This is a genomic window from Lysinibacillus sp. OL1, assembly GCF_004332175.1.
Taxonomy (GTDB): Bacteria; Bacillota; Bacilli; order Bacillales_A; family Planococcaceae; genus Lysinibacillus; species Lysinibacillus capsici.
The window spans coordinates 247,998-274,070 of the sequence record NZ_SJDS01000002.1 but is presented as its reverse complement, the minus strand read 5'-3'; the positions used below and the strand labels follow the sequence as shown (position 1 = coordinate 274,070).

The window sequence follows — 26,073 nt, the reverse complement described above, 5'->3', positions numbered from 1 at the left end:
CCGCTCACAATCATTTTTTTAAAATAACAACAAACAAAACATCAAGAAAGGTATTATTATTGCTTGTTTAGATTTTGTTCAAACACAGTATGCTACTATCTCAAAAGGGGTTGATTGTAAAAACAGTGAGCAATATGATGTAAAGATACATCATAAATGATCGATCTTTGGGGGCACGAAAATGAAAAAAAATATCATAATTATTGTAAGTATAATCATGCTTTTTGTGATTGTTTTTTTTATTGGTAATTGGCATTACTTCTCCACTAATCAGCCAAAAATTATACATAAAGGTGTAGGAAAATTAGAGGAAGAGCAATTATTAAAGCCTGTAAAGCTAGAAGGAGAATGGGCCTTTTATCCAAATGTATTAATTTCTTTGGGGGAAAATTTTGATAGCTATCAACATAAAAAACTGAATTTAAATATACCCTTTAATTGGCAAGCATATGTAGAGCCAAATGAAGAGGGGCTTTCGGTGGGAACCTATCACGTCAACATAGAGGTACCATCAGATGGAGTTTACGGCCTATATATTCGAACGATTCGTCAAGCTAGTCGTGTATTCATTAATGGCGTTGAAGTAGGGGCTAAAGGAAATCCAAGTACTGTTTTAAGCGCATATGCATCTGAAAATGATGATAAATATACCGTTTTTTCTCCTAGTGTCAATAAAAGACTAGACGTTGTCATCCATGTTGCAAATTACAATTATCCTCAGGCTGGAATTGTTTATCCTATTGAATTTGGTACGATGAAGGCTATTCAAAAGCATTATCACTGGAAAGTGTTTTTAGATATAGTAGTGAGTATAGGTCATATTATAGTTGGTGCGATCTATGTCTTTACATTTTTACAGAATCGCAAGCGTAAGGAAGAGTTATTCTTTGGTCTATTTACTATTTCATTAGGATTTTATATGTCGTTTATCAATCAAAAAGTATTTTTCCTGTTATTTACTGATCTATCGACGGTCAATCAATTACGTCTGCAATTAGGAATCATTCCACTCGCATTGCTTGCTTTAACATTTTTTATAAATGCGATGTACCCACAGTTACTAGAAAGAAAAATTTTATACACGCTTGCCATATTACTTGGTATCGTGTTTGTTATGTACGGTATCTATAATCCCTTTACAAAAAATGAAAGAGCCTCCTCAGAATTTGAAATGATTATGAGAAAAATAATCTATATCAGTGTCACGGCTCCAGTTATTTTCTATAATATTTGGTTGCTTATAAAGGTCATGCTAAAACGTTTAGAGGCTGTGCGTTATGTGCTAATAGTTATTACAGCGATTAGTTGTTATTCTATTTTACTCATTTGTAACTTTTTATTTGGGATGCCTTTTGACTATACAGAATTCATGTTATTTTTACTAATATTATTTGGCTTTTCCTCATTATTAAATTATCGTGCCAATCAAGCTGTTTTAAAAATAGCAGCATTGTCAGAAGAATTGCTTGAACATAATCAAATGAAGAATGAATTTCTTCTGAAAACTTCGCATGAACTCCGTGCCCCCCTAAACGGAATATTAAATATATCCAGATCCTTAATGGAAGGTGCTCAAGGACCATTAAAACGATCTCAACAGGAGCAAGTTATTCTAATTCACAGCGTTACACAGCGCATAGGTCATTTAGTAGAAGATTTATTGTTTTCTTCTAATCAAATGACAGGAGAAGTAAGGATTAGTCTACGCAGTGTATCTCTATCTGTTATACATGAGGTAGTAGCCGAAATTCGTAGTCTTATGCCCAAAAATAGTGAAGTAAGGGTAACAGCAGAGATAAACTTAGATTTGCCAAAGATCTACACGGATGAATTACGCTTTAAACAAATTTTATATAACTTGCTGCATAATGCGATTAAATTTACACAAAATGGAACAATCATAGTCACTGCGCATGTTGAACAGGAGCAGATGGTCATCCAAGTAAGTGATACAGGCTGTGGAATTCCGACACAAGAATTAGATCGTATTTTTAACGCCTTTTATCAAGGAAACAATCATCATAATAAAGAAGGGCTAGGTTTGGGATTAAGTATTACTAAAAATATTGTTGAAAAATTAAATGGTAACATTTATGTGACAAGCACTGTAGGGGAAGGGACAACATTTACATTTACAATGCCCCTCTCAACACTAGAAAACGTAAGTAATGAACAAGCTATCATTACATCACATACAGATACAGAAATACAGCTTCGACTGCCCCTTATTTATAAAGGAAGCGATAAAAAAATACTGGTGGTAGATGACAACCATGTCAATATAAAAACTTTAACGGAAGCACTAAGTTTAAAGGGATATACAGTGATCGCCTTAGATAACGGCTTTGATGCGATCGATTATATTAAAACCAATCATGTAGATTGTATGTTAATCGACCTAATGATGAATGGCATGTCGGGTTATGAGTTATGTAAACGTGTACGTAAACAATATGATATGCTGGAACTACCAATAATTATCTTAACTACAGTTATGAAGCAATCTGACTTACTGCAAACGTTAAAAGTAGGGGCGAATGATTATCTACAAAAGCCGATTTCTACCGATGAACTTTTTATTCGTATTGAATCTTTATTGGCTGTTCGACAATCATCAATCGATGCAATCGAAGTAGAAATGAACTATTTATATTCACAGGTCACACCACATTTTGTATATAACACACTTAATACGATTATTGGTTTAAGTTATACAGATATGGAAAACACACGTGAAGCTCTTTATTGTTTAGCCACTTATTTCCGTGCAAAACTGAATGTTCATTATCGAAATAGCATTGTCCCCATTGATGAGGAGATGGAGCTTGTAAAAGCCTATTTATCAATTGAAAAAATGCGCTTTGGAGATCGTTTACGTATTAAATATGATATTGACGAATCGATACAATTAGGAATCCCTGCATTGTCCATTCAACCTTTAATTGAAAACGCAGTGTTCCATGGTATCTCTAAGAAAGTAGAGGGAGGGACCATAGAATTAAGCCTACAGAGAGAGGGACAATTTGTAAGAATTAATATCTATGATAATGGTGTAGGAATTTCAGAAGAAAAATTGCACCAATTGCTAAATGAAGAAAGTACAAGAATTGGCTTTATGAATCCATTAAAGAAATTTAAATTAATAAAAAATGCTAGTTTACGAATTTACAGCGAAGAAGGAAAGGGAACAACAATTGTCATTTTATTACCAGAGGGTGGTGTCACATGAATATAATGATCGTTGATGATGAAAAATTGGCCATTGATGTTTTATCTATTATGGTTAAACAACTTGCCCAATTTCAGATTAACATTAAGGGAACATTTACAAATCCAACTGAGGTCCTCCAGTTTCTTGAAAAAGAAATAATTGATGTAGTGTTTTTAGATATTGAAATGATTGACACACACGGTATGCAACTTGCAAAGCAGCTCCTACACAAGCAACCATCCTTACAAATCATTTTTGTTACAGCTCATACACAATTTGCCGTGGAGGCTTTTGAAGTTGAGGCAACAGATTATTTATTAAAGCCAGTACAGGAAAAACGACTGATTAATGCGTTAACAAAAGCACAGAAAAAAATGGTCGTGACGGTGGCGCCGAGGGATGAGAAGAAAAACTCATTATATGCGCATACATTAGGCAGCTTTTATCTACTGGATGTTCAACATAATGTGATTAAGTGGCGAACAAGAAAAGTACGTGAACTATTTTTATATTTACTATTTCACCAAAAACGGCCTATGTTAAATGCAGTTCTTTTAGAGGAATTGTGGCCAGATTTGAACTTTGAAAAGGCAGCTAGTAATTTACATACAACTATTTATCATTTAAGAAAGATATTAAAGGACAATGGTATTCAAGATCCCATACTCTTGGTCAATAATCACTATAAATTAAATGCGGAAATTCAAACTGATTATGATGAGCTGAATCAACTATTGGAGCAGGATCAACATGATGAGAAATCCATTCAGCAGTTATTGAATTGCTATGAGGGTGATTTTTTAATAGATGAGGAGTATTTATGGGTTAATCAAATCAGGCTCCGCTTAAAGCAATCTGTATTACATGTGCTTGAACAGTATATTGCACGTACAGACGTTGCCCACACTTTATTAAAGTATAATTGCCTACAAAAGCTTTTAGAGCTAGACGAATACAATGAACAGTATATGTTTCAATTGTTAGAATTCTTAATTCAACAAAATAGGAAACAAGAATGTATAAAATTCTTTGAATCTATAGAGGCAAAATTAGCTGAAATTGATCTCGCTGTGCCAGAAAAATTTTATAGAAAATACAACGAGTTCTTACTCAACGTTTAGAAACGATTTCGGAAAAGTAATTTCTGTTTTAATAGTAGGTAATAATTTTATAAAAAGGAGATGCTTTCGGCATGCAAAAGATTGAAATAATTGAGCTTCACCATATTGAGCAAGATTTGGAGAGGCTTACTGAATTATTGATTATGGTCGTAGATGAAGGAGCATCCGTAGGTTTTTTACCTCCACTCACACAAGAACAAGCGATAAAATATTGGCAATCTGTCTTAGCGTCAGATGTCTTACTGTTCATTGCGAAAATAAATAATGAAATTGCAGGTAGTATTCAATTGCATTTAACTAGCAAACCAAATGGCATTCATCGTGCTGAAATTTGCAAGTTAATGACACATCCCAACTTTAGACGCAACGGTATTGGACGAGCGCTGATGCAACAAGCAGAGGAACGAGCAAAACAAGAAAACCGCTCCTTGCTAGTTTTAGATACGAGAGAAGGGGATCCTTCCAATAAATTATATAAATCATTAGATTATCAAGAAGTGGGGAAAATTCCTCAATATACTATTTCACCAGATGGAGAATTAGAAGCAACCGTAATTTACTATAAATTAATTTAATCCATGGTATTGAATATAACTGAAAACGTGTAGAAAGGGAGCTAGTATATGAACGAAGCACAATTATTTATGCAAATGAAAATGTGGCGTAATTGGACTGTTGAATTTCTACGTACGATCCCTGAGAATATTGCTGATCAGATACCCGCAGGACATCATAACAATATTCGTTGGAATGCTGGTCATCTATTAGTTGGTTGGGATCATACCATTTTTCCAGCTGTTACACAAGAAAGGCATTTGCCTCTATCCTATCATGTAATGTTTCCTAGTGGCAGTAAACCAGATAACTGGACTGAGCAACCGCCAACAATGGATCAAATAATTATGCTCCTAGAGGAACAACCAATTCTGATTGAACAAGCTTGTGCAGGACATCTACATGAACCGCTTAAAGAACCTTTTTTAGGTATGAAAACATTAGGTGATATGGTTGTCTTTCATATGAACCATGAAAATTTTCACATGGGAATTATAAAAAGTATGATGCAAACGCTCTTAAAGAATGAAGCCTAACTGATGGAATCAGTTGGCTTCATTTTTCTATATATACCACGGTAACAGATCCTCCATTTTCTTACCTGGCTTACTTGTTTTATCTGTTACGATCCATGTGCCGTCTTTCTTTTGCAGCTGATAGCTTACATTTGTACCATCCGCTCTTTTAAAGAGCATATAACCTATATTACCCTTGATAAAAGTGACAGGGTCTATGACATTTTTGTAGGGAATCTTTCGCTCAGGAAATAAAATATGGGTCACTATTTCCTCTGCAATCATAGCAAGGGATTTCATATCATTATTAATTTCAGCTTGATATTGCAATTGATCGTATCGGTAGGAAGTATAAGATGCTAAGTCCAGCTTAAAACTCTACTGTATATCTAACAGTGTTGCCCTATAGAATGCGTTTATTGCCTTTTCTACATCATCTGCCTCATGTATATAGCGAAGTGTGATGACACCAGTTGGACTGACTTCAAACGTAATGATTTCCTTACTGTAGGGTGGGGAATGCGCATGCTCAAAGGTCGTAACTTCCACGCTAACTTTAAAGCTAAACTGACTTTCTTTGACAATTTTTAAAATTTTCACATCATACAAGCCATACTGCTTAGGATAGCCATAGTAATGATCAATTTCCTTTTCAATAAATGGATTAAGGATTGTAATGAATGTGTCCCTGATTAGTTGCTCATCAGCTTGTTCACTTTGCGCATAAATCTTACATGGCAGAATGAACATAGTGAAGATAAACATTAAAACATAAGCAAATTTTTTCATGGAATAGTGACCTTTCTGCAGGATGATACTTTATAGAGTGCACCAATCACAGCAAATTATCGAGCATTTTTAAAGAAAGGGAATTGAACAATGGGAAAAATAATACTGCCCTTTTTATGTATGCTTTTGTTATTTCCAACAGCTACTTCGGGGTCAGAACCTGAAGGCTTAAAATGTCCAAATCCAGATGTATTGATGAAAACAACGGTGAAAGACAAAGACGAGCTTAGTCAAGCATTAGCTGACATCATTCCAAAAGTATATGGCTCAAGCCCTGATTATCAGGAGTGGCAAATTGAGGTGATAAAGCCCATGCCCATATTAACTGGCATGGAGGAGAATTACTATAAAATGGCGGTGAACTTCTGTGGAGAAAATGTGGCTAATCACTCCTGGTTTGTTCGATTAAGGTTTCCAAGTTTACTGCCAGCGCAAAGTGCATCACTAGGTGAGCTATATATCGTGAAAGAGACAAATTCTAAATGGATCCATTGGTTTCAATATCATTAAAAAGGAAGAATCCATAAATGGATTCTTCTCTTTACGACATAGCTATCGTTTTCGTTGCTACAGTTTGTTGAAATGCCTGATCATGCTCAACAATCACCATTGTGAGATGAGAGCTTTTTATGAGCTCTTCAATCTGCATGCGTGAATAGATATCAATAAAATTGAGTGGTTCATCCCAAATATATAAATGAGCCTTCTCACACAAGCTTTTAGCAATCAGCAGCTTTTTCTTTTGCCCACCAGAATAATGAGAGATATCCTTCTCAAATTGAATACGCTCAAAATCCATCTTGCGCAGGATTGATTTAAATAACGTCTCATCAATACCATGCTCTTCAATAAATTCCGATAGCAATCCCTTTAAATGGGATGTATCCTGCTGAACATAGGAAATGACTAGACCTGAAGCTAACTTTATCGAGCCTGTATGTTGGATGGGATTACCTAGAATAAGTTTTAACATACTACTTTTTCCGCTTCCATTTTTGCCATCTAAAACAACTCGATCCCCTTGTGCCACTTTGAAGCTAATAGGCTTATTCACGATATGGTCATCGTACCGAATCGATACATCCGTGACAACAACCATTTCTTTTGATGGATATGCCAATGGCTCTACTTTCAATGACTCGGTTTTTTCAACATTTTTTAGCAGTTTTGATTTTTCCTCAATAGCTCTTTGTTGTCTGGATTCTAGGTTCTTCGCTCGTTTCATCATCTTGGCTGCTTTATGTCCAACAAAGCCTTTGTCCAGTTTGGAACCTGAATTGGTTGTGCCGTTTTTGGAGGCTTCCACTTGATTAGACCAACCTGACGAACGCTTTGAGGATTGTTTTAATCGGTCGATATCTTTTTGCAGTCGTTGATTGGTTACTTCTTCGTGTTCCTGCTGACGATCAAAATTTAACTTCCAAGAAGAATAATTTCCACTTTGAACGTCAATATTGGCTCTATTAATCGATAGGATATGGTCAACACAGCCATCTAAAAAGCTTCTGTCATGTGAAATTAAAATAAATCCTTTTTTCCTGCGAAGATAATCGGAAACCGTCTTTCTTGCATCTGTGTCTAGGTGATTGGTTGGTTCATCAATTAATAAAAATTGACCCTCTGTCAAAAACAACGCAGCAAGCAGCACCTTTGTTTGTTCGCCATTGGATAATGTTTTAAAAGGACGATACATGACCTCCGCATCTACATGTAGGTAAGCTATTTCACGTAGACATTCCCAATCTTCTGCCTGAGGACAAATTTCCTCAAATATTTCATGGGTATATTTATTTGGATCAGAAACTGGATAGGGGAAATAAGTGAAGTCTACAGAAGAGATGATTTTTCCGCTATACTCATAATTTCCTAATAACAACTGAAAGAATGTTGTTTTACCTCGTCCGTTTCTACCGATAAATCCAAGTTTCCAATCCGTATCGATTTGAAAGTTGACATTCTCAAAAATATTGTCAAAGCTGCTTGGATAAGAAAAAGTTAGGTTTTGTACTTGTATCATGGACATGATAATTCCTCCTTTGTATTGCAACAGTTTACTTTTCATACAAAGTCGGTCTATCCATCTATGGTTGATTTCTCCGTATAAGCAGATGGATATTAACGACTTATACGGAGTGTTACATGCGTTACAATAGTTTCTGAATCGCTCATATTTTTTCCTCTCCTTTATGGGTAAATGAAAGGTACAAAATCAACTATGAAAGCAAGAAAAAATCCCTCCAATTGTGCATTGGAAGGATTAGTCTTTCTTTGAATTAATGCGATTTGCCATTTGTGTCATGACAAATAAAATGCAAACTGATAGTTAAAAATGGATAGACTAACCCTATATTTTGTGTTTGAAATCATTCAATTCAAATAAAAATATAGTTTAGTTCTTCATTGTCCATTCATCAGTCCTCTCATAATTGTCTTTTTATAGTAACAAATTTTTTTACAGAATACAATGTAACCTTATTTTCATTTAGTACTATACAATAATTCCTATAATATTTATAGAAATAATTTATATAATAGTCGAAAAATAATTTCTACTATTCTGAAATATGTGCTATAGTAGGAGCATAATTGAATATTGTGTAAGACTTGGTGCCAAATGAAAGTTTGGCTTAAAAGGGAAGTCGGTGCAAATCCGACGCTGTCCCGCAACTGTAATTCGGAGCAAATCACAAATGCCACTGGGGAAACTGGGAAGGCTGTGAGGCGTGTTGATGGAAAGCCAGGAGACCTGCCAATTTCTAGTACACACCAAATACCTACGTGGAAATAGGTGGTGAAAAGTGACCAAATAGGCACTGTGCGATAACGTTTATGCGAAAGTAGATACTTTTTCGTATTGTTTTAGCATTATTAATTTTAACATGCAGCCATTTTCCTAATAGGAGAATGGCTTTTTATTTTTTCTAAAAAAGGAGCTTAAAAACATGAACTATACAAGTACATTGATCGGTTATCCCTATATAGGGGAGGAACGCGAATGGAAAAAAGCACTAGAAGCATTTTGGCGCAATGAACTTTCTGAGGAGGACTTTGAGGAAAAATTAAAGAAAATCCGTTTATCAAGAATAAACAAGCAGCTGCAACTTGGAATCGATATGGTGACAGTTGGCGACTTTACGTTTTACGATAGAATGTTAGATACAGCTTTGATGTTTGGTTTAGTTCCAAAGCGCTTTAACTGGCAAGGTGGTAAAGTCGATTTTCATACCTACTTCAGTGTAGCAAGAGGAGACAAAACAGCCGTAGCTAGTGAAATGACAAAATGGTTTAATACAAATTATCACTACATTGTTCCAGAGTATGAGGGACAAGCCTTACAACTAACAGAAAATAAAGTGTTAGCCGACTTTTTAGAGGCGAAGGAAACTTTCGGTATCATTGCGAAGCCGACACTAATTGGTCCCTATACATTTTATAAGTTAACGAAAGGCTACAACAAATTAACACAGGTTGAGTACTTATTAGCTTTATTACCACTCTATACGCAGGTATTAAAAGAATTAGTGGATGCAGGTGCCACTTGGATTCAGCTAGAAGAGCCATCCCTCGTCTTAACACTTGATCCAGCAGAGATAAAGCTGGTGAAAGAAATGTATGACCAGTTAGCCACTGCCGTTCCTGAGGCTAAAATAATGCTACAGACTTATTTCGAAGCTTTAAGTGCCTATGAAGCATTAAGTACATTGCCTGTTCAAGGATTCGGTTTGGACTTTGTTCATGGCTATAAAGGAAATATGGCGTCACTTCGTCAATTTGGTTTCCCGCAGGATAAAGTATTAGGAATAGGGGTTGTGAATGGCCGTGATATTTGGCGTTCAAACCTGGCGGAGGTCAATGCGACAATTCAAGCCATTGAACAGCTAAGTCATGCTGCTGAACTATGGATTCAACCATCAAGTAACCTACAGCACGTTCCAATCACAACCTCTCTTGAAAATGAACTTGACCCTGTTTTAAAGCAGTCTCTGGCCTTCGCAGATGAGAAAATCATAGAAATCACGGGGCTGACTAAATATAGACGAGATAAAGATGGTTCCTTACAACATAATTTTTCAGAAAGTATGAAGGCGATTGAGGCTCTAAAAAAACATCCAATCCGCCAAAATAAGTTAATTCATCAAGCCGTTCAAACTGTGACAAAGCAAGATTTTGAACGACACAGTAATTTTACGAAGCGACAAACGATCCAACAACAAGCCTTAGGATTACCGCTGTTTCCAACAACTACAATCGGTAGCTTCCCGCAATCAGATGAAGTGAAAAGAAATCGTAATGCGTGGCGAAAGAAACAATTATCGAATGAAGCCTATGAAACATTTTTAGAAGACGAAACAAAGCGCTGGATCTCCATACAAGAGGAATTAGATATCGATGTACTTGTTCATGGTGAATTTGAGCGTACAGATATGGTCGAATATTTCGGTGAAAAGCTGACTGGCTTTGCCTTTACAGAGAAAGCGTGGGTTGTTTCATATGGATCACGCTGTGTGAAGCCTCCGATCATTTATGGAGATGTTGCATGGGCTTCACCAATTACCGTAAAAGAATCCGCCTATGCCCAAAGCCTAACGAAGCGATTTGTAAAAGGCATGCTGACAGGGCCAGTAACAATATTAAATTGGTCCTTTGTGCGAGATGATTTGTCCCGTAAAGATGTCGCTTATCAAATTGCATTAGCACTCCGTAAAGAGGTGGAAGCACTAGAAAACGCAGGTATATCAATTATTCAAGTGGACGAGCCAGCGTTAAGAGAAGGTTTACCGCTTAGAAAGGAGGAATGGGGGGCTTACTTAGAGTGGGCTGTCAATTCCTTTAAGCTTGCGACATCTAGTGTCAAAGATGAAACACAAATCCATACACATATGTGTTACTGTGAGTTTAATGATTTCATCGAACCAATTAGCGCACTAGATGCAGATGTGATTTCCATAGAAACATCACGAAGTCATGGGGAACTTATTACCTCACTACAAGTACAGCCCTATAAAAAAGGAATTGGCTTAGGCGTCTATGATATTCATAGCCCTCGTGTACCAAGCGAGGATGAAATGCTCGCTATTATGAAAGATAGTCTACAGGTGCTGGACCGTTATCAATTCTGGGTGAATCCAGATTGTGGCTTAAAAACGAGAAAAGAAGATGAAACCGTTGCAGCTTTAGCGAATATGGTTGCTGCTACTAAAACGTTGCGTCAAGCTGTACAACAATCTACATCAAGCTAACGAAATGATTTTTAATCTACTACATCTACTCTCCAATAACGAAGACTAGGGTAAATCCCTAGTCTTTTTATGTTACGTCGATATATATATTATCTTCAGAAAGTAAAATTGACGTGAACAGGCGAGCATGTTATGTTTATTACTAATTTCATAGCAATCATTACAAGTTTGAGTGAAATCGTCTTTCATTCAATTAAAAGGAAAATGGGTGAAAATCCCATGCTGTCCCGCAGCTGTAAATGAGGAGTTTTGTTTCAAATACCACTGAGTGAGTACTTGGGAAGGTGAAACAAAATGATGATTCATGAGCCAGAATGCCTGCTTGTAAGAAGATTCATTGATGATCTACGAAAGATAGGGAGATGGATGGAGACTTGCTCATCGTGGGTTTTTCTGTCCTTATTCTTTTTTAGAATAAGGTTTTTTTATGCCTTCTCTTCTTCAACAAGTAGATGTATTTGTACTACGAATAGAGATAGGAGACAGAAAATGAGATTGACAAAGTATTTACTTCCTTTCCTGCTTGTCCTGACGTTCAGTTTACTTGCTGGCTGTACAGGCACGAATGAAGAAAAGGAAAAGACCTCAGCAAACCAAACAGATGAAAAAATAATAACGATTGGCTGGCCATTAGATGTCGGTCCATTGAATCCTCATACATATTTACCGAATCAAATGACTGCCCAAGCAATGGTTTATGAATCCTTGGTGGAATACAATGATGATGGTACTGTTACGCCTAAGCTCGCCGAAAGCTGGGACATCTCTGAGGATAAAACTTCGTATACTTTCCATCTAAGAAAAGACGTGAAATATTCAGACGGCACTGTATTTAATGCAGATAATGTCATTCGTAACTTTGACGCCGTTTTAGCGAATCGAGACATGCATTCTTGGATGGGCATGGTTAACCACATGAAAGAGGTTGTAAAAGTAGATGATTTTACAATTCGTCTGCAATTGGATGAGCCTTATTATCCAGTCTTAAACGAACTTGCCTTCGTCAGACCTTTCCGTTTTTTAGGGGATAACGGATTCCCAAAGGATGATATGACGCAAGATTCTATCAAAGCACCGATTGGAACAGGCCCTTGGGTATTAACTGAATACAAAAAGGACGAATATGCATTATTTAGTCGCAATGAAAACTATTGGGGAGAAAAACCACTAGTTGAACAAATAAAAGTAAAAATTATTCCTGACTCAGAATCTATTTCATTAGCATTTGAAAACGAAGAATTAGATTTAATTTATGGGCGTGGCATTATTAGTTTAGATAACTATACGTATTTAAAAGACAGTGGCAAATACAAAACTGCTACCTCTGAGCCTTTATCTACGAAAGCACTGCTATTCAATACACAATCTGGTCCATTATCTGAGCTAAAGGTACGTCAAGCCATTCAATATGCTATTAATAAGGAACAAATGGTCGACAGTATTACACATGGTACGGAAAAAGTAGCGAACACATTGTTCTGGGATGCGATTCCTTATGCCAATATAGATTTAGCACCTATTGTATACAATCCAGAAAAAGCCCAACAATTGCTAGATGAGGCAGGGTGGTTATTACCTAAGGGTGAAAAAATTCGTTCAAAAAACGGACAGCTGTTGTCTTTAGATTTGATTTACATTGCATCCGATGCAATTCAAAAACCAATGGCAGAATTAATGCAAGGTGAACTCGCAAAAATTGGCGTTCAGTTGAATTTAGAAGGGGCAGATGTAATGGTCGGTCTTCAAAAATTGATGGATGACCAGGTGGATATTAATTTCTGGCGTACCAATGGACCACCTACAGATCCACATAGCTTTGCAAATGAATCAGCTACACCAAATGCTAGTGGTGTGTACGAGGCGAAATTAGGCCTAGCAAACGCCAAAGAAATCGATACGAAAATTCACCAATTATTAGTAGGAACAGATGAACAGGAACGCGTGCAGCTTTACACGAATATTTTAACGATGTTTCATGACCAGGCACTCTTTTACCCTATTTCTTACGAAACAAATAATGTGATTTATCAACCATCTCTAAAGGATTTTGCACCACGTGCATCTGAATATGATATACCTTATGCACAAATGGCTAAAGAAAAATAAAAGTGGAGGAGAGAGTGTGTCTAGCAGAGACAGCTCTCTCTTTATCATAGGATTGAGTAGGAAGTGACAGCATGTATGAATCAACATGGATCTTTTGTTTAAAAAGAATTTTAACATTGCCCTTTGTCTTATTAGGCGTTTCCATCCTAACCTTTGTATTTATTCGTTTTGTTCCTGTAGAGCCTGCTGAAGTCATACTACGTTTGGCAAGGGTTGCGCCAACAGAGGAAGCCATTCAGGCATTACGTGAGGAACTGGGAACGGACAAGTCGTTTTTTCTTCAATATTTGCTATGGGGAAAGGGCGTAATCCAGCTAGATTTTGGAAAATCTTTTGTTAGTAAATTACCTGTGGCACATGAACTATTCGTGAAATTACCCGCAACCATTGAATTAGCTATTGCTGCGTTTATCCTCATTTTAGGGCTAAGTATTCCATTCGGAGTAATAAGCGCATTGTATAAGCACACCATCATCGATAAAATCATACGATTCTTTAGCATATTGAGTGTGTCGATTCCAGCCTTTTGGTTAGGTTTCCTATTACTCTATTTATTTAGCTTAAAATTAGGACTCTTTCCGACAAACGGGAAGGGCACACCTGCTCATTTAGTTTTTCCCGCCTTCGCACTGGCGTTACCAACAATTGGATTATTCGTTCAGCTTATCCGTTCAACCATCCTAGAAGAATTACAGCAGCAATATGTTCAATATGCACGGCTAAGAGGATTAAAAAGCTCCGTGATTCTTATCCGTCATGTTTTGCGAAATGCTGCTATTCCCTTGACTTCCTTGCTAGGCATGACCCTTGGCAATCTTTTAGGTGGAGCCGTGATTGTGGAGCAGGTTTTTAGCTGGCCCGGACTCGGCAGGTACTTAATAGAATCCATTATGAACAGGGATTATCCAGTTGTACAATGCTATGTGTTAATTATTGCGGTTATCTATGTGCTTGCCAATTTATGTACAGATATATTGCATCGTTTATTGGACCCTCATCTAATGATGAAGGGTAGGAGAGATTAAAAATGAAATTTGTACGAACAAAAAGTGGCAACTTAACAGGATTAATCAGTCTATTCCTCCTTGTCATTACTGGCTTATTAGGACTGTTGGCGCCAATTTTAATGCCACACGACCCTTTTGCTGTCGATATTGCTAAGAAATTTTCAGTCCCGTCTTGGGACTATCCATTAGGTACAGATCATTTAGGAAGGTGTATCTTGTCACGCCTTCTTTTAGGTATTCGTTATTCTTTAGGTTCAGCGCTCATCATTCAGCTAGTCGCTATTGTTTTAGCTATCCTACTGGGTGCTTTTGTAGCGTTGAAAAGAGGATTAATTGATTTTCTTTTTATTCGATTATGTGATATTTTATTAGCCTTTCCGACACTCGTACTTGCATTTGGGCTGTTAGGTATATTAGGTCCTAGCTTAAAAAATGTTTTAATAGCGCTCATTTTCACACAGCTTATTTATTATGCAAGAATGATCCGAGGTTTGTTTATTGGCATCAATGAGAAAGACTTTGTTCAAGCTGCTAGGATAACGGGCACTACAGGTATCCAATTAATTAGACGCCATTATATACCCAATCTATTGCCATCTATTGTCACGATTGTCGCATTAGATATCGGGAAGGTGATTTTAGAAATTGCAGGCTTTTCCTTTATCGGACTTGGGGTGCAGGCACCGATTCCAGAATGGGGCATGATGATCAATGAAGGAAAGCAATACATGAGACAGCATCCTGAATTAATGCTTTATCCAGGACTTGCCATCATCCTTGTTGTGTTATTGTTTAATCAATTAGCAAATCGTTTAAAAAGGCTTGACTAGGAAAGGGGAAGTTATGGAGAAAGTTTTAGAAGTGATAGACCTCACAGTCAAAATAGGGGAGAAAAATATATTAACCTCTATCAACCTGACAGCTTATAAAGGGCGAGTCCTAGGAATTATCGGGGAAAGTGGCAGTGGCAAGTCTATGCTTTGCCATGCCATCATGCAAACATTACCGTCCTTTGCCCATGTCAGCCAAGGGGAAGTACTCTATCTGCAAGAAAATTTATTAAACGTTTCAGCTACTAAATGGAGAGCTTATCGTGGCAGACATCTTTCGATGATTTTGCAAAACCCACCCGCTGCATTTGATCATATTCAAACGATTGAAAGTCATTTTCGAGAAACATTAAAAGCACACTTTAAGCTTACAAAAAAAGAAATGAGACAGATCGCCCTTGATGCTTTGAAAAAAGTTCATTTACCTCAGCCAGAGCAGCTCTTGTCCTACTATCCTTTCCAGTTAAGTGGAGGCATGCTACAGCGAGTGATGATTGCTCTGTCAATGGCGATACAGGCCTCCCTCTACATCGCAGACGAGCCTACGACTGCTCTGGATACCATCAATCAGAAACAAGTATTAACACTATTTAATCAAATTCGCTCAGAAACAGATGCTACCATACTCCTTGTCTCGCATGATTTAGGTGTCATTGCTGAGCTTGCGGACGATGTGGCTGTGATGTATCAAGGAGAAATCGTTGAGCAAGCAAATGTTTTTGATTTTTTTGATGCGCCTCAGCATCCCTATACCAAGAAACTTTTACAAGCGAGAATGCTATGAGGTGATAAAATGACGCTACTAGAAGTAAAAAATATTGAGAAATACTATGCGCAAAGACCATTTCTATTCAAACGAGGACAGGAAGCCCCTGTATTAGAGAATGTGACATTTTCACTTCAGGAAGGAGAATGTCTTGGCATCGTCGGTCAAAGTGGTTCTGGAAAAAGCACATTAGGGCGCATTATTTTAGGGATTGAACGACCAACAAACGGAGAGCTGATCTTTCAAGGTGTCAATTTATACGAAGCACCCAGCAAAGAGAAAAAAATGATACGAAGAAATTTACAGGCTGTTTTTCAAAATAGTTATCATTCATTTAATCCAAAACAGACGATTTTCGAAATACTCGAAGAACCGTTTTTGAATTTCGAGCATTTTAGCAAAGCAGAGCGACAACAGAAAGTAAGGGAATTACTAGACTGTGTAGAGTTAGAGTGGGCAATGGCTCAAAACTATTCCTCACAGCTAAGTGGGGGACAGCAGCAACGAGTCAACATTGCTAGAGCTCTTGCATTAAAGCCGAAACTGATTGTTTTAGATGAGGCCATTAGTAGTCTTGATATGATTTTGCAAAAGACGATTATAGAGCTACTGCAAAGACTTCAAAAAGAGCTACAGCTTGCTTATCTATTCATTTCACATGATTTACAGGCCACACGTTTTATGTCAGATCGCATCCTTGTGATGCAGCATGGTCAGCTAGTGGAGGAGATAGGCAAGGATGGGACATATCAGCACCCCGCTTCACAAGCGTTATACAATGCAATTTTGCCATCACACCCGCGGGAAAGAAAAAAGAAGGATAGACCCAATTAAACAGAAACGCCATTTTGAGAAATTAAAAATGGCGTTTTCTTAATTTTTAAAGCAATATAGAAACAAAAATAAATAAAATTAATCAAGATATTAATTTTATTTATTTTTTAATTAAAATTATTAATTTTATTATTTACATCTTTAATTTCTTTATTATATAATCAGCTTAACTTAAAGGAAGGAGTTCACTATGGCTTATCAAGTAATCACAAATTGTCCTGTCTGCAGTAAAACATTAAAAATTACGAAGTTACAGTGTTCTCATTGTCACACGACCATTGAAAATGAGTTTGAATTGTCGAAGCTAGCATCCTTATCCCAGGATCAGCTTCATTTTGTGGAAGTATTTTTAACCTGCCGAGGAAATATTAAAGAGGTTGAAAAGGAACTGGGGGTTTCGTATCCAACAGTACGAGGCAAGCTAAATGATATTATTTCATCCCTTGGCTATGCTCAAAGGAAGAAAAATGAAGTAGATGAGAAAAAAATTGTAAGCATGCTTGAAAATGGCGAAATCACAACAGATGAAGCCATAAAGCTCTTAAAAGACGAATAGGGAGGAACGACCATGAAAGAGGAAATTACAAAAGTGTTAACGATGATTCAAGAGGGCAAAATTGATGCGGATAAAGGATCAGAGCTGATTCAAGTGCTACAACAGAAAGAAGAATCAGAGAATAAATTTGTGGAAAAAACAAAGTATTTAGATAAAACGTTAAAGGTCCGTGTTGTATCCACCGAAAATGATAATGTCACGGTAAATTTACCAATTAAACTTGTCAAAGCCGTATTGATGGCAGGACACAGCATCGCTGCAAGTATTCCGCAATCGGAAAAATACGTAAAAGATATCGACATCAATCTTCTTCTTGAAGCGATTGAAAATGAACTAGATGGACAAATTGTAGATATAAAATCAGCAAACGGGGATTCCGTTGCAGTCTTCATTGAGTAGAGGCGACGAATGATGCATGTAAAAGTGAAAGCAAAAGACGTTCGCTTTACCGTCCCTGTTCCCTATACTGTGCTAACCATTGTCCTCTCCATTTTAACTTCTAAATGGATTCAGCAACAAGCCAATAAGTGGACAAAGGCATACTTCGATAAAATGAAAATAGACTTTACCTTTCCGCTCATCGATAAAGAAATGCTAAAGCCGATTATCAAGGAACTACAAAATTATAAAGGACTTGTGCTAGTCGATGTCAAAGCTCAGGACGGGACTGAGGTTAAGGTTAGACTATAATCCCAATGATAGAATGGTAAGAGCATGTTATGATAAAAGCATGCTCTTTATTAATGTAATGAGCATCATTTGAAATGGGTAAGAGATGATCATTATTTCAGAACTTATGATAGAGACAACTATTTTTCAATGGTACATAAAATAGAAGATTTCTTTAAACTCAAATTAGAATTCTAGATCCATTTTAATAGAAAATCACGTACATCGTTAAAAATAGATTTTTGATTTGGGTATAAGTGATTAGTGGTAATCTATTTGGAACTACATAATTAAAAATACTGAATAATCCAAAAATAAAGAAGTTTAGAATCTTGATTTACTTTTCATTTGAAGGATGGTACACTTAAAACTATTGAACAACAACTATATATTGTGTTCGTTTTACAAAGGTACTACTACATGTAGTTTAAAAGGGAAGTTCGGTACAATTCCGACGCTGTCCCCGCAACTGTGAAGCTGACGATGATTGCAACCACTGTGCATTTGCATGGGAAGGGAATCAGAGAATGAAGCAAAGCCAGGAGACCTGCCTTTATAAAACAAATTTATCATTTCTTCGGGGATTAAGAGATGGGAACGTCAGTATTTTTGGTATGTTAACGTTTCCATTTAGCCTATCTCTCTAGAGGAGATAGGCTTTTTTATTTTATGAAAAGAGGGATTTCTATGAAACTTTATACGAAAACAATTTGTCCAAAATGCCTATGGGTAAAATCTGAACTACAACGTGCAGGACTTGAAGCTGAAATTGTTAACATCGATCACGATGAACAAGCAAAGCAAACGATTATTGACGCAGGTTTTTTAAGTGTGCCTGTTTTAGAGATGAATGAAACTTTTATAGGAGATGTTCAGGAAATTGTTTCTCAAATTGAGTTGATTGCCCTATGATTGTTTACGCGAGTCGTACAGGTAATGTCCGAAATGTTGTATCCAAATTAAAGGCAGAATGTATCGAGCTCTCGGAAGAATTGCGATTGAACAAGCCATATCTCTTAATTACCTACACAGATGGTTTAGGTGACATTCCAGCAAAGGTACAACGTTTCTTAGAAAAAAACAGGGATTTTTGTAAAGGAGTAGTTGCCAGTGGGAATAGTAACTTCGGTCATCATGTATTTGGCGCTGCTGGTGAGAAAATCGCTGCTACCTATCATGTACCCTTAGTAAGGAAATTAGATTTACGAGGTAATCAAACGGATTACGAAGCAATACAAACGTTTTATGAAACGAGGGTAATGAGATGAAAACCTATTTAAAGCTTAATAATGACGTACTGAATCGTTATAGTACAACTGGATTACTTGAGTTAGAAAAGGACCGCGAAGCTACGCGCCGCTACTTTTTAGAGTATGTTAACGTACGTTTGCGTTATTTTATAGATATTGAGGAAAAAATACGCTATTTAGTTGATGAGGGCTACTATGAGAAAGCATTTATCGACATGTACGAAATGGAATTTATTAAGAAGCTGTACAAGAAAGCCTATGATTATAATTTCCGCTTTCCATCCTTTATGAGCGCTAGCAAATTTTACGATAGCTATGCTATGAAAAGTCGTGATGGGGAAGAGATCTTAGAAAAGTATGAGGATCGTATTGTCATTATTGCTTTGTATTTAGCTCAAGGAAACACGGCTTTAGCAGAACGCTCTGTCGAAGCAATGATGGAAGCCTATCAGCCTGCAACACCAACTGCTTTAAATAGTGGTAAGAAAGCACGTGGTGAATTAGTCAGCTGCTTTAAATTATCAATGGATGACTCCATGAATAGTATTGCTGAAAATATTGGCTATTGTTTAGAGCTATCACGCCTTGGTGGTGGAGTTGGGGTCAACTTAACAGATTTACGTCCATTAGGTGATCCAATTAAAGAGATATTAAATCGTGCAAGTGGTGTCATCCCAGTAGCGAAACTGTTAGAAAATTCTTTCAGTTATTCTAATCAGCTAGGGCAACGAAATGGCTCAGGTGTTGTCTATCTAAATATTTTCCATGCAGACATAGAAAATTTCATTTCATCAAAAAAACCAAATGCTGATGATAAAATTCGCCTCGCAACCCTTTCAACAGGGATTATTATACCTAGTATTTTCTTCGAACTGATGAAACGTGATAAGGATATTGTGTTGTTTAGCCCATATGATATTTTTAAAGAATATGGTAAACGTATGTCTGAAATTTCCATTTCAGACATGTACTACGAGCTACTTGATAACCCTAAAATTCGTAAAATTAAACGTTTAAATGCACGTAAGCTTTACACAGAGGTGAAAAAAGCACAATTTGAATCAGGCTATCCGTTTGAAATCTTTGATGATAATGTCAATAAGGTACATCCTTTAAAAAATATTGGACGTGTCAAAATGTCCAATTTATGTACAGAAATCTTACAAGTACAAGAGACAAGTATCATTACGGACCAGGATCAACCAAATGACTATGGATTAGATGTATCGTGTAACTTAGGTTCCATCGATATCCATGCAGCAAGTAAAGTTAATGATTTCGGCGCATTAGTCGATACAGCCATGCACCTATTAACGAATGTATCGCAAATGACGCACATTAAGAATGTACCGTCTGTTGCAAAAGCCAATCAATTAATGCATTCTGTAGGGCTTGGCTGTATGAACCTCCATGGGCATCTCGTGACAGAAGGCATCCTGTACGGCTCAAAAGATTCCATTGATTTCATGGATCACTTTATGGAAGCGATGAACTATTATTCTCTGAAATCTTCGATGGAAATGGCGAAAGAAAAAGCTGCAACCTTCTACCGATTTGAGGACAGTGATTATGCATCAGGTAGCTATTTTGACCAATATATCAATAAAACTGAAGAAGAACTATCGCCTGCTGTGTTGAAGGCGCTTGGCAATATTCCAATCATCACAAACAAGATGTGGGAAACGTTAAAGCAGGATGTAATGCAGTACGGTCTATTCCATTCCTATCGTTTGGCTATTGCCCCAACTGGTAGTATTTCATATATTCGTAGCTGTACGGCTTCAATCGCACCATGTACAGAGCGCGTAGAGGTTCGTGATTACGCCGATAGTAGAACCATTTATCCAATGCCTCATTTAACAAATGACAATAGTCATTTATATGTGGAGGCGTATGATGTGAATCCTTATGATTTAATTGATTTATATGCAGCTTCTCAAAAGCACGTTGACCAAGGTATTTCCATGACGCTTTATGTAACGGACAATTGGACAACCGAACAATTGGCTAAAGTATACATTTATGCGTGGATAAAGGGCATTAAGTCTGTTTACTATGTTCGTCAACGATTACAAAGCTTAGAGGAGTGTGTAGCATGTCAAATATAATTTATGAGGCAGTCAATTGGAATAAGGCAACAAGTGAGCTTGCCCAAATATTTTGGGACCAGCAATGGAAGCAAATTTGGTTTCCAGAAGAAATTGCGGTCAGTAAAGATATTAAACAATGGAAAAGCTTTGAGCATCAGGACACATATAAAAAAGTATTTGCAGGATTAACCTTACTGGATACTGTACAAACAAATATCGGGATGAATCGTGTTGCTGCTTATACAGACGATTTACAGGAAAAGGCTGTCCTAACCGTTTTTGATGCATTCGAGGCGATACATGCCAAGTCCTATTCTTATATTTTCACAACGCTTTGTACAAACGAAGAAATCGACGAGCTATTTGAATGGGTCAAAAAAAATGAATTTCTACAGTATAAGGCCAATAAAATAGCAGACATTTATAATAGTATTGAAGAAGGCAATCCAGAGAGCTTATGGAAAGCGATGTTTTCATCCGTTATGCTTGAATCTTTCCTGTTTTATTCTGGCTTTTTCTATCCACTATACTTAGGAGGACAAGGCTTCCTACGAAACAGTGCCGAGATTATTTCACTCATCTTGCGCGATGAATCTATCCATGGGGTAGCAGTTGGATTTTTTGCTCAAAATTTATTCAAGCAATTTTCAAAGGAAAAGCAAGAAGAGCTACATTTATGGGGCTATGAGCTATTATTAGATTTATATCAAAATGAAATGAAGTATACAGATGATATTTATGCGGAAACAGGATTATCACCTGAAGTGCGAGCATATGTACGTTATAATGCTAATAAAGCTTTAATGAATGTCGGCTTTGAAGCCATGTTCCCAGAAGAGGAAGTCAATCCAATTGTGATGAATGGTATTCGTAATGAAGGCTCCACATATGATTTCTTTTCACAAAAGGGTGCTACCTATGCCAAGGCAAAAGTTGCGCCAATCACAGATGACACATTCAATTTTAATCGTTAAGGATGAAGAACAATGAATCTAGAAGTAAAAATTAAAAAAGTTCACGCTGATGCCATGCTACCGATACAAGCCAACCCTGGTGATGCAGGCATGGACCTCTATTCCATAGAAGCAGTAGAAATCCCAGCAGGCGTAGCCAAACTCATTAAGACAGGTATTCAGATTGAGTTACCTAAGGGAACGGAAGCCCAAATTCGACCAAGAAGTGGACTAGCATTAAAGCATAGTGTAACCGTACTGAATAGCCCAGGCACTATAGATGAAGGCTATAGAGGCGAAATCGGTGTTATTTTAATCAACCATGGTCAAGAACCGTTTATCGTAGAAAAATCAATGCGCATTGCTCAAATGGTTATACAATTTGTTCCTTCTATTCAATTAGTGGAAGTAGATGAATTATCTCAAACGGTCCGTGGAGAATCTGGATTTGGTGCAAGTGGTACGAAATAGCGTACCTATATATAAACCGCATAAAGTTTACTTAAAAATCCTGCGAAAATGCAGGATTTTTTTGTTATCGTAGCTCATAGCAGAAGGAAATAATAGGGTTCATATGGAATGAAGTAATGATAGCGAAGTAAAGGAGCTAATAATCATGAAAAAAATATGTTCAGGTATTTTCCTTATGTTGATTGTCATTCTTACATCGATCACAACTGCTACAGCAGCTAGTAGTCAACTAAAAGTGGACGGTATGACAGTACAAACGGATGTGAAGCCCGAAATAAAAAACAATCGAACAATGGTACCTTTACGCGTGATTAGTGAAAATTTAGGGGCTAAGGTGCATTGGTCGGATGGGCAAGTAATACTGACCCAAAGTGAGATGAAAGTCAGTTTAAAGTTAAACAGTAGTAAAGCCACAGTAAATGGAAAAACGGTATTATTGGATGCGAAGCCATACTTAAAGAATGGACGCACCATTGTACCATTACGTTTTCTAGCAGAAACCTTTGGCTGTAAAGTTCAATACGATCATTTAACGATCTCAATCGATACAGAGCCATTGATGATTAAGGGTGTTGAAGTGAAAGCATTACTTCATGAATACCACATGACAATGGGGGGAGTAGTCGAGCAAATCAATGGCAATGCCTATATGCAAGAAATGCACCGTATATTTACTAAAAATATGGGCAAGAAGATAAAACAGCCTAACGACTACACATGGTCTGTCCATAGCACCGTAATTGGGGGCTATTATAAAATGGGCCAATATGATTTCCTGAACAAGGAAGGTAGTAGCATAGCACGTTATGATCTCTATTCGTTGGTGCAATCTTCAGATAAACCTTTGACTGGACAGCCAGACGTGTTGATTTATGACGCAGCTGTTGACCAATGGTATGAGTTTAACAAAACTGCCAGTGACTCTATTTATTCGTTAATGGAAACTGCCACGAGAAATGGCTTTGTGACAGTTATTAGTAATACAGTTCCTTGATTATATAATCCATTAAAAACGCAGTAGAAGAGCACATCTATAAATAAGATGTGCTCTTCTTATTTTAGTGAGGATAAAAAATGCTAATCATTTTTATTTAGAAAAGTACTAGGCATGACTACAAGAACTACTGTTCCACGAGCACAAAGCGTATCCTGCGCGTAAACTTCAGTTTCTACTTTCCATTTTTTCGGGTGAATTTCCTCAACAGTGCCAATTGCCTTTAATGGAACATGTTGGGGTGTTGGCTTTAGGAAATCTACATTAAGGTTAGCAGTTACAAATCGAGGTGGCTCCGCTCCATCACCAATTTCATGTCCATTTTTACGATGCAAGGCAAGCGCTGCTGACCCTGTTCCATGGCAATCAATTAATGAAGCAATTAAACCACCATAGATAAATCCTGGAATACCCATATATTTTGATTCAGGTGTATAGATTGTAATCGTCTTATCACCATGCCACCCCGTGCGAAGATGATGACCATCATCATTCAAACGGCCACACCCATAACACCAAGCGATATCATCTGGATAAATATCTTGAATTGCTTTTTCTACTTTTAATTCTTCCATTCTTCTCTCCCCAATACTCTAGTATTATTTGTTTCTAATCGAACGTTAATCATTTAAGTATAATTAATCATTTCCATTCCATCAATAAAAATCTAAATATTCCATCTATTTAAACTATGTAAAAAAGCACTACCATAAAGTTGGACAAGTTTTATTAATGACAGATGGGGAGGGCTGGTATCAGGAAGAAGGAAAAGCTGCATAGCTTGTAAAACGCTGGCATGGTCAACAAAAGAAAGATGGTATACTAAGATCGTTACATTTTTCTTTTACCGTGCTGAACAAGGAATTAAAGGAGTCAAAAGGTATGTCATTAGAAAATATAATCGATTGTATTTGCAAGGAAGCAACTAATAAAGACAGTAAAAAATTAGAAGAATTACTAGAGCAATTGTATGATTATGAAAGTGCTAAAATACTTGATATTTACCCTTATCAGATAAAAAGTAATGAAAAATATAGTCAAGTTGAAGTATTCTTAGATAAATTAGAGATGGTCGATTTCCAACAAAAAACGCAGGATTATCATTCGTACCAGAAAAGCCTTGAAAAATTCGAGAGATTTTTTGAATTGATGTGGTTAAAATCATCTGAATTTTATGCATTTTATTATTTACCAGATCCTTTATATAAGGATCAATTGTATTATAAAGTCTACGAGAATGAGTGGGGTAAAATTATACCTAAAGATCTTACAGAAGGAACTTTTGTAAACATTGATGAATACACAATGTTAAATTCACTAATAAAATTAGCTGTTTCGGACCATCTCCATTTACATTTTATTTTACCTGAGGAGAATATTGTATTTAGTGGGAATGGCTTAGCCTTTTTAATTTACAGCCAACATAATCTTGAGTTATTAGAAAAGATCGCTAATACGGAGGGGCTCTATATCCGTTGAAAAAGTGAGAGAACATTCCCAGCAACATGAAGCTAGATAATATGAAACATACCCTAAAAAAATAGCAACAATCTATGTTTCTTACAGATCGTTGCTACAATTATTTAAAAATCATTTATTCTGCTCTCGATAATTAATGGCCTCTTTAAATTCATCGGTAGCTAGGATATTGTAGAACATATTTTTACTGTTTACGTTTGCTATTGTCCCAGTGATTGTATTATCAATCCATAGATAGTATTCATCATCGTTTAGTTTGATCTTATACTGCGGAGCAATTTCGTTATCGACCTCACCGAATTCTCTAGCTTTTTTAAATGTTTTTTCTATAATTTTAATATCTTTCGCATCGGAGATTTGTTGTAAAGTATCGGGTTGCACTTCATCGAAATTAATTAATTCTTGAATTTCTATCACCTCCGATGCTTCTTTCTGATCGTTACAAGCAACTAACGCTAAGGAACAAATCATTAACAACAAAAATGTTCTTATTTTCACCTTGTCTCCACCCCTTTTTGTTCAATCTAGTATATTCCCTTATGAACATTTCTTCAAACTGCAAAACCCTCGAAGTATTTACATATTCTAACAGTATAAAAAAGGTTTAACCATAGCATAAAAACTTATTTGAGAGCTT

At 36.7% G+C, this 26,073-nt stretch carries 26 protein-coding genes and 3 riboswitches; of the genes, 21 read left to right on the top strand and 5 right to left on the bottom strand.

Annotation, left to right across the window (positions count from 1 at the left end):
* The first annotated feature begins 181 nt into the window (after positions 1-181).
* The 4 genes from EW028_RS05740 to EW028_RS05725 all read left to right on the top strand — a co-directional run bounded on the left by EW028_RS05740 (position 182) and on the right by EW028_RS05725 (position 5,423).
* A complete protein-coding gene (locus EW028_RS05740) occupies positions 182-3,229 on the top strand; it encodes a sensor histidine kinase (protein WP_131520213.1) in 3,048 nt (1,015 codons plus the stop codon).
* Positions 3,226-4,332, top strand: coding sequence for a response regulator (locus EW028_RS05735; RefSeq protein ID WP_131520212.1), 1,107 nt, complete (start codon positions 3,226-3,228; stop codon positions 4,330-4,332). Before EW028_RS05740 ends, EW028_RS05735 begins: the two co-directional genes overlap by 4 nt.
* A gap of 71 nt (positions 4,333-4,403) precedes the next feature.
* Positions 4,404-4,907 (top strand): GNAT family N-acetyltransferase, encoded by a 504-nt coding sequence (locus EW028_RS05730; protein ID WP_048392764.1) that lies wholly within the window; start codon positions 4,404-4,406, stop codon positions 4,905-4,907.
* Between the two features lie 48 nt (positions 4,908-4,955).
* The gene (locus EW028_RS05725; RefSeq protein ID WP_131520211.1) at positions 4,956-5,423 is read left to right on the top strand and encodes a DinB family protein; all 468 of its coding nucleotides are present in this window, start codon (positions 4,956-4,958) and stop codon (positions 5,421-5,423) included.
* A gap of 27 nt (positions 5,424-5,450) precedes the next feature.
* Here the strand turns inward: EW028_RS05725 and EW028_RS25545 are convergent, their stop codons facing one another.
* Positions 5,451-5,732 carry a hypothetical protein gene (locus EW028_RS25545; protein ID WP_227744874.1) on the bottom strand — a complete coding sequence of 94 codons (282 nt, stop codon included), beginning with the start codon at positions 5,730-5,732 and terminating at the stop codon, positions 5,451-5,453.
* Positions 5,733-5,780: 48 nt separating this feature from the next.
* Positions 5,781-6,191 (bottom strand): DUF3888 domain-containing protein, encoded by a 411-nt coding sequence (locus tag EW028_RS25540; protein ID WP_227744873.1) that lies wholly within the window; start codon positions 6,189-6,191, stop codon positions 5,781-5,783.
* Positions 6,192-6,281: 90 nt separating this feature from the next.
* Here EW028_RS25540 and EW028_RS05715 point away from each other — a divergent pair, with 90 nt between their 5' ends.
* A complete protein-coding gene (locus EW028_RS05715; protein ID WP_131520210.1) occupies positions 6,282-6,701 on the top strand; it encodes a hypothetical protein in 420 nt (139 codons plus the stop codon).
* Positions 6,702-6,732: 31 nt separating this feature from the next.
* On the opposite strand, the gene EW028_RS05710 is transcribed toward EW028_RS05715, so the two are convergent.
* Positions 6,733-8,214, bottom strand: coding sequence for an Lsa family ABC-F type ribosomal protection protein (locus tag EW028_RS05710; protein ID WP_048392759.1), 1,482 nt, complete (start codon positions 8,212-8,214; stop codon positions 6,733-6,735).
* A 565-nt stretch (positions 8,215-8,779) separates the two neighbouring features.
* A riboswitch (cobalamin riboswitch) is annotated at positions 8,780-8,959 on the top strand.
* 174 nt (positions 8,960-9,133) lie between these two features.
* Here EW028_RS05710 and metE point away from each other — a divergent pair.
* The 15 genes from metE to EW028_RS05635 all read left to right on the top strand — a co-directional run bounded on the left by metE (position 9,134) and on the right by EW028_RS05635 (position 23,957).
* Positions 9,134-11,431 (top strand): 5-methyltetrahydropteroyltriglutamate--homocysteine S-methyltransferase, encoded by a 2,298-nt coding sequence (gene metE, locus EW028_RS05705; protein ID WP_131520209.1) that lies wholly within the window; start codon positions 9,134-9,136, stop codon positions 11,429-11,431.
* 147 nt (positions 11,432-11,578) lie between these two features.
* Positions 11,579-11,771, top strand: a riboswitch (cobalamin riboswitch).
* Positions 11,772-11,920: 149 nt separating this feature from the next.
* A complete protein-coding gene (nikA, locus tag EW028_RS05700) occupies positions 11,921-13,537 on the top strand; it encodes a nickel ABC transporter substrate-binding protein (RefSeq protein WP_227744872.1) in 1,617 nt (538 codons plus the stop codon).
* Between the two features lie 71 nt (positions 13,538-13,608).
* Positions 13,609-14,562 carry a nickel ABC transporter permease gene (nikB, locus tag EW028_RS05695; RefSeq protein ID WP_131520208.1) on the top strand — a complete coding sequence of 318 codons (954 nt, stop codon included), beginning with the start codon at positions 13,609-13,611 and terminating at the stop codon, positions 14,560-14,562.
* Between the two features lie 2 nt (positions 14,563-14,564).
* Positions 14,565-15,374: an ABC transporter permease subunit gene (locus EW028_RS05690; protein ID WP_227744871.1), complete on the top strand. Its 810-nt coding sequence runs from the start codon at positions 14,565-14,567 to the stop codon at positions 15,372-15,374.
* A 13-nt stretch (positions 15,375-15,387) separates the two neighbouring features.
* Entirely contained in the window at positions 15,388-16,158 is a 771-nt protein-coding gene (locus EW028_RS05685; protein WP_131520207.1) for an ABC transporter ATP-binding protein, read from the top strand.
* Positions 16,159-16,167: 9 nt separating this feature from the next.
* Complete coding sequence (locus EW028_RS05680) at positions 16,168-16,974, top strand: ABC transporter ATP-binding protein (RefSeq protein ID WP_131520206.1); 807 nt, start codon at positions 16,168-16,170, stop codon at positions 16,972-16,974.
* Positions 16,975-17,164: 190 nt separating this feature from the next.
* Positions 17,165-17,530 (top strand): DUF2089 domain-containing protein, encoded by a 366-nt coding sequence (locus EW028_RS05675; RefSeq protein WP_112118645.1) that lies wholly within the window; start codon positions 17,165-17,167, stop codon positions 17,528-17,530.
* 12 nt (positions 17,531-17,542) lie between these two features.
* Positions 17,543-17,929: an SHOCT-like domain-containing protein gene (locus tag EW028_RS05670; RefSeq protein ID WP_016991732.1), complete on the top strand. Its 387-nt coding sequence runs from the start codon at positions 17,543-17,545 to the stop codon at positions 17,927-17,929.
* Positions 17,930-17,938: 9 nt separating this feature from the next.
* Entirely contained in the window at positions 17,939-18,220 is a 282-nt protein-coding gene (locus tag EW028_RS05665; RefSeq protein WP_131520205.1) for a hypothetical protein, read from the top strand.
* Between the two features lie 370 nt (positions 18,221-18,590).
* Positions 18,591-18,768: riboswitch (cobalamin riboswitch) on the top strand.
* Positions 18,769-18,886: 118 nt separating this feature from the next.
* A complete protein-coding gene (locus EW028_RS05660; protein ID WP_004229925.1) occupies positions 18,887-19,111 on the top strand; it encodes a glutaredoxin family protein in 225 nt (74 codons plus the stop codon).
* A complete protein-coding gene (gene nrdI / locus EW028_RS05655) occupies positions 19,108-19,467 on the top strand; it encodes a class Ib ribonucleoside-diphosphate reductase assembly flavoprotein NrdI (protein ID WP_048392755.1) in 360 nt (119 codons plus the stop codon). The genes EW028_RS05660 and nrdI overlap by 4 nt, the downstream gene beginning before the upstream one ends.
* Positions 19,464-21,557: a class 1b ribonucleoside-diphosphate reductase subunit alpha gene (nrdE, locus tag EW028_RS05650; RefSeq protein WP_054550167.1), complete on the top strand. Its 2,094-nt coding sequence runs from the start codon at positions 19,464-19,466 to the stop codon at positions 21,555-21,557. The genes nrdI and nrdE overlap by 4 nt, the downstream gene beginning before the upstream one ends.
* Positions 21,545-22,513: a class 1b ribonucleoside-diphosphate reductase subunit beta gene (gene nrdF, locus EW028_RS05645; RefSeq protein WP_004229921.1), complete on the top strand. Its 969-nt coding sequence runs from the start codon at positions 21,545-21,547 to the stop codon at positions 22,511-22,513. The genes nrdE and nrdF overlap by 13 nt, the downstream gene beginning before the upstream one ends.
* A gap of 12 nt (positions 22,514-22,525) precedes the next feature.
* Complete coding sequence (gene dut, locus EW028_RS05640) at positions 22,526-22,963, top strand: dUTP diphosphatase (protein WP_048392753.1); 438 nt, start codon at positions 22,526-22,528, stop codon at positions 22,961-22,963.
* Positions 22,964-23,108: 145 nt separating this feature from the next.
* Positions 23,109-23,957 carry a copper amine oxidase N-terminal domain-containing protein gene (locus EW028_RS05635; protein ID WP_103118140.1) on the top strand — a complete coding sequence of 283 codons (849 nt, stop codon included), beginning with the start codon at positions 23,109-23,111 and terminating at the stop codon, positions 23,955-23,957.
* Between the two features lie 83 nt (positions 23,958-24,040).
* Here EW028_RS05635 and EW028_RS05630 read toward each other — a convergent pair whose 3' ends face one another.
* Complete coding sequence (locus EW028_RS05630; RefSeq protein WP_048392750.1) at positions 24,041-24,532, bottom strand: PaaI family thioesterase; 492 nt, start codon at positions 24,530-24,532, stop codon at positions 24,041-24,043.
* A gap of 307 nt (positions 24,533-24,839) precedes the next feature.
* Here EW028_RS05630 and EW028_RS05620 point away from each other — a divergent pair, with 307 nt between their 5' ends.
* Positions 24,840-25,436, top strand: a complete 597-nt coding sequence (locus EW028_RS05620; RefSeq protein WP_131520204.1) for a hypothetical protein — start codon at positions 24,840-24,842, stop codon at positions 25,434-25,436.
* Between the two features lie 111 nt (positions 25,437-25,547).
* On the opposite strand, the gene EW028_RS05615 is transcribed toward EW028_RS05620, so the two are convergent.
* On the bottom strand, positions 25,548-25,934 hold the full coding sequence (locus EW028_RS05615) for a hypothetical protein (protein WP_054550170.1): 387 nt from the start codon (positions 25,932-25,934) through the stop codon (positions 25,548-25,550).
* Positions 25,935-26,073: the final 139 nt, after the last annotated feature.

Excerpts from the sequence above, each read along its gene's own strand:
- EW028_RS05620 (WP_131520204.1), top strand. The coding sequence starts at position 24,840 with ATGTCATTAGAAAATATAATCGATTGTATTTGCAAGGAAGCAACTAAT.
- EW028_RS05730 (WP_048392764.1), top strand. The coding sequence starts at position 4,404 with ATGCAAAAGATTGAAATAATTGAGCTTCACCATATTGAGCAAGATTTG.
- metE (WP_131520209.1), top strand. The coding sequence starts at position 9,134 with ATGAACTATACAAGTACATTGATCGGTTATCCCTATATAGGGGAGGAA.
- EW028_RS25540 (WP_227744873.1), bottom strand. The coding sequence starts at position 6,191 with ATGAAAAAATTTGCTTATGTTTTAATGTTTATCTTCACTATGTTCATT.
- EW028_RS05660 (WP_004229925.1), top strand. The coding sequence starts at position 18,887 with ATGAAACTTTATACGAAAACAATTTGTCCAAAATGCCTATGGGTAAAA.
- EW028_RS05630 (WP_048392750.1), bottom strand. The coding sequence starts at position 24,532 with ATGGAAGAATTAAAAGTAGAAAAAGCAATTCAAGATATTTATCCAGAT.
- EW028_RS05740 (WP_131520213.1), top strand. The coding sequence starts at position 182 with ATGAAAAAAAATATCATAATTATTGTAAGTATAATCATGCTTTTTGTG.
- EW028_RS05735 (WP_131520212.1), top strand. The coding sequence starts at position 3,226 with ATGAATATAATGATCGTTGATGATGAAAAATTGGCCATTGATGTTTTA.
- nrdE (WP_054550167.1), top strand. The coding sequence starts at position 19,464 with ATGAAAACCTATTTAAAGCTTAATAATGACGTACTGAATCGTTATAGT.
- EW028_RS05635 (WP_103118140.1), top strand. The coding sequence starts at position 23,109 with ATGAAAAAAATATGTTCAGGTATTTTCCTTATGTTGATTGTCATTCTT.
- nikB (WP_131520208.1), top strand. The coding sequence starts at position 13,609 with ATGTATGAATCAACATGGATCTTTTGTTTAAAAAGAATTTTAACATTG.
- EW028_RS05675 (WP_112118645.1), top strand. The coding sequence starts at position 17,165 with ATGGCTTATCAAGTAATCACAAATTGTCCTGTCTGCAGTAAAACATTA.
- EW028_RS05710 (WP_048392759.1), bottom strand. The coding sequence starts at position 8,214 with ATGTCCATGATACAAGTACAAAACCTAACTTTTTCTTATCCAAGCAGC.
- EW028_RS05680 (WP_131520206.1), top strand. The coding sequence starts at position 16,168 with ATGACGCTACTAGAAGTAAAAAATATTGAGAAATACTATGCGCAAAGA.
- nrdI (WP_048392755.1), top strand. The coding sequence starts at position 19,108 with ATGATTGTTTACGCGAGTCGTACAGGTAATGTCCGAAATGTTGTATCC.
- EW028_RS05725 (WP_131520211.1), top strand. The coding sequence starts at position 4,956 with ATGAACGAAGCACAATTATTTATGCAAATGAAAATGTGGCGTAATTGG.
- EW028_RS05690 (WP_227744871.1), top strand. The coding sequence starts at position 14,565 with ATGAAATTTGTACGAACAAAAAGTGGCAACTTAACAGGATTAATCAGT.
- dut (WP_048392753.1), top strand. The coding sequence starts at position 22,526 with ATGAATCTAGAAGTAAAAATTAAAAAAGTTCACGCTGATGCCATGCTA.
- EW028_RS05670 (WP_016991732.1), top strand. The coding sequence starts at position 17,543 with ATGAAAGAGGAAATTACAAAAGTGTTAACGATGATTCAAGAGGGCAAA.
- nikA (WP_227744872.1), top strand. The coding sequence starts at position 11,921 with ATGAGATTGACAAAGTATTTACTTCCTTTCCTGCTTGTCCTGACGTTC.
- nrdF (WP_004229921.1), top strand. The coding sequence starts at position 21,545 with ATGTCAAATATAATTTATGAGGCAGTCAATTGGAATAAGGCAACAAGT.
- EW028_RS05715 (WP_131520210.1), top strand. The coding sequence starts at position 6,282 with ATGGGAAAAATAATACTGCCCTTTTTATGTATGCTTTTGTTATTTCCA.
- EW028_RS05685 (WP_131520207.1), top strand. The coding sequence starts at position 15,388 with ATGGAGAAAGTTTTAGAAGTGATAGACCTCACAGTCAAAATAGGGGAG.
- EW028_RS05665 (WP_131520205.1), top strand. The coding sequence starts at position 17,939 with ATGATGCATGTAAAAGTGAAAGCAAAAGACGTTCGCTTTACCGTCCCT.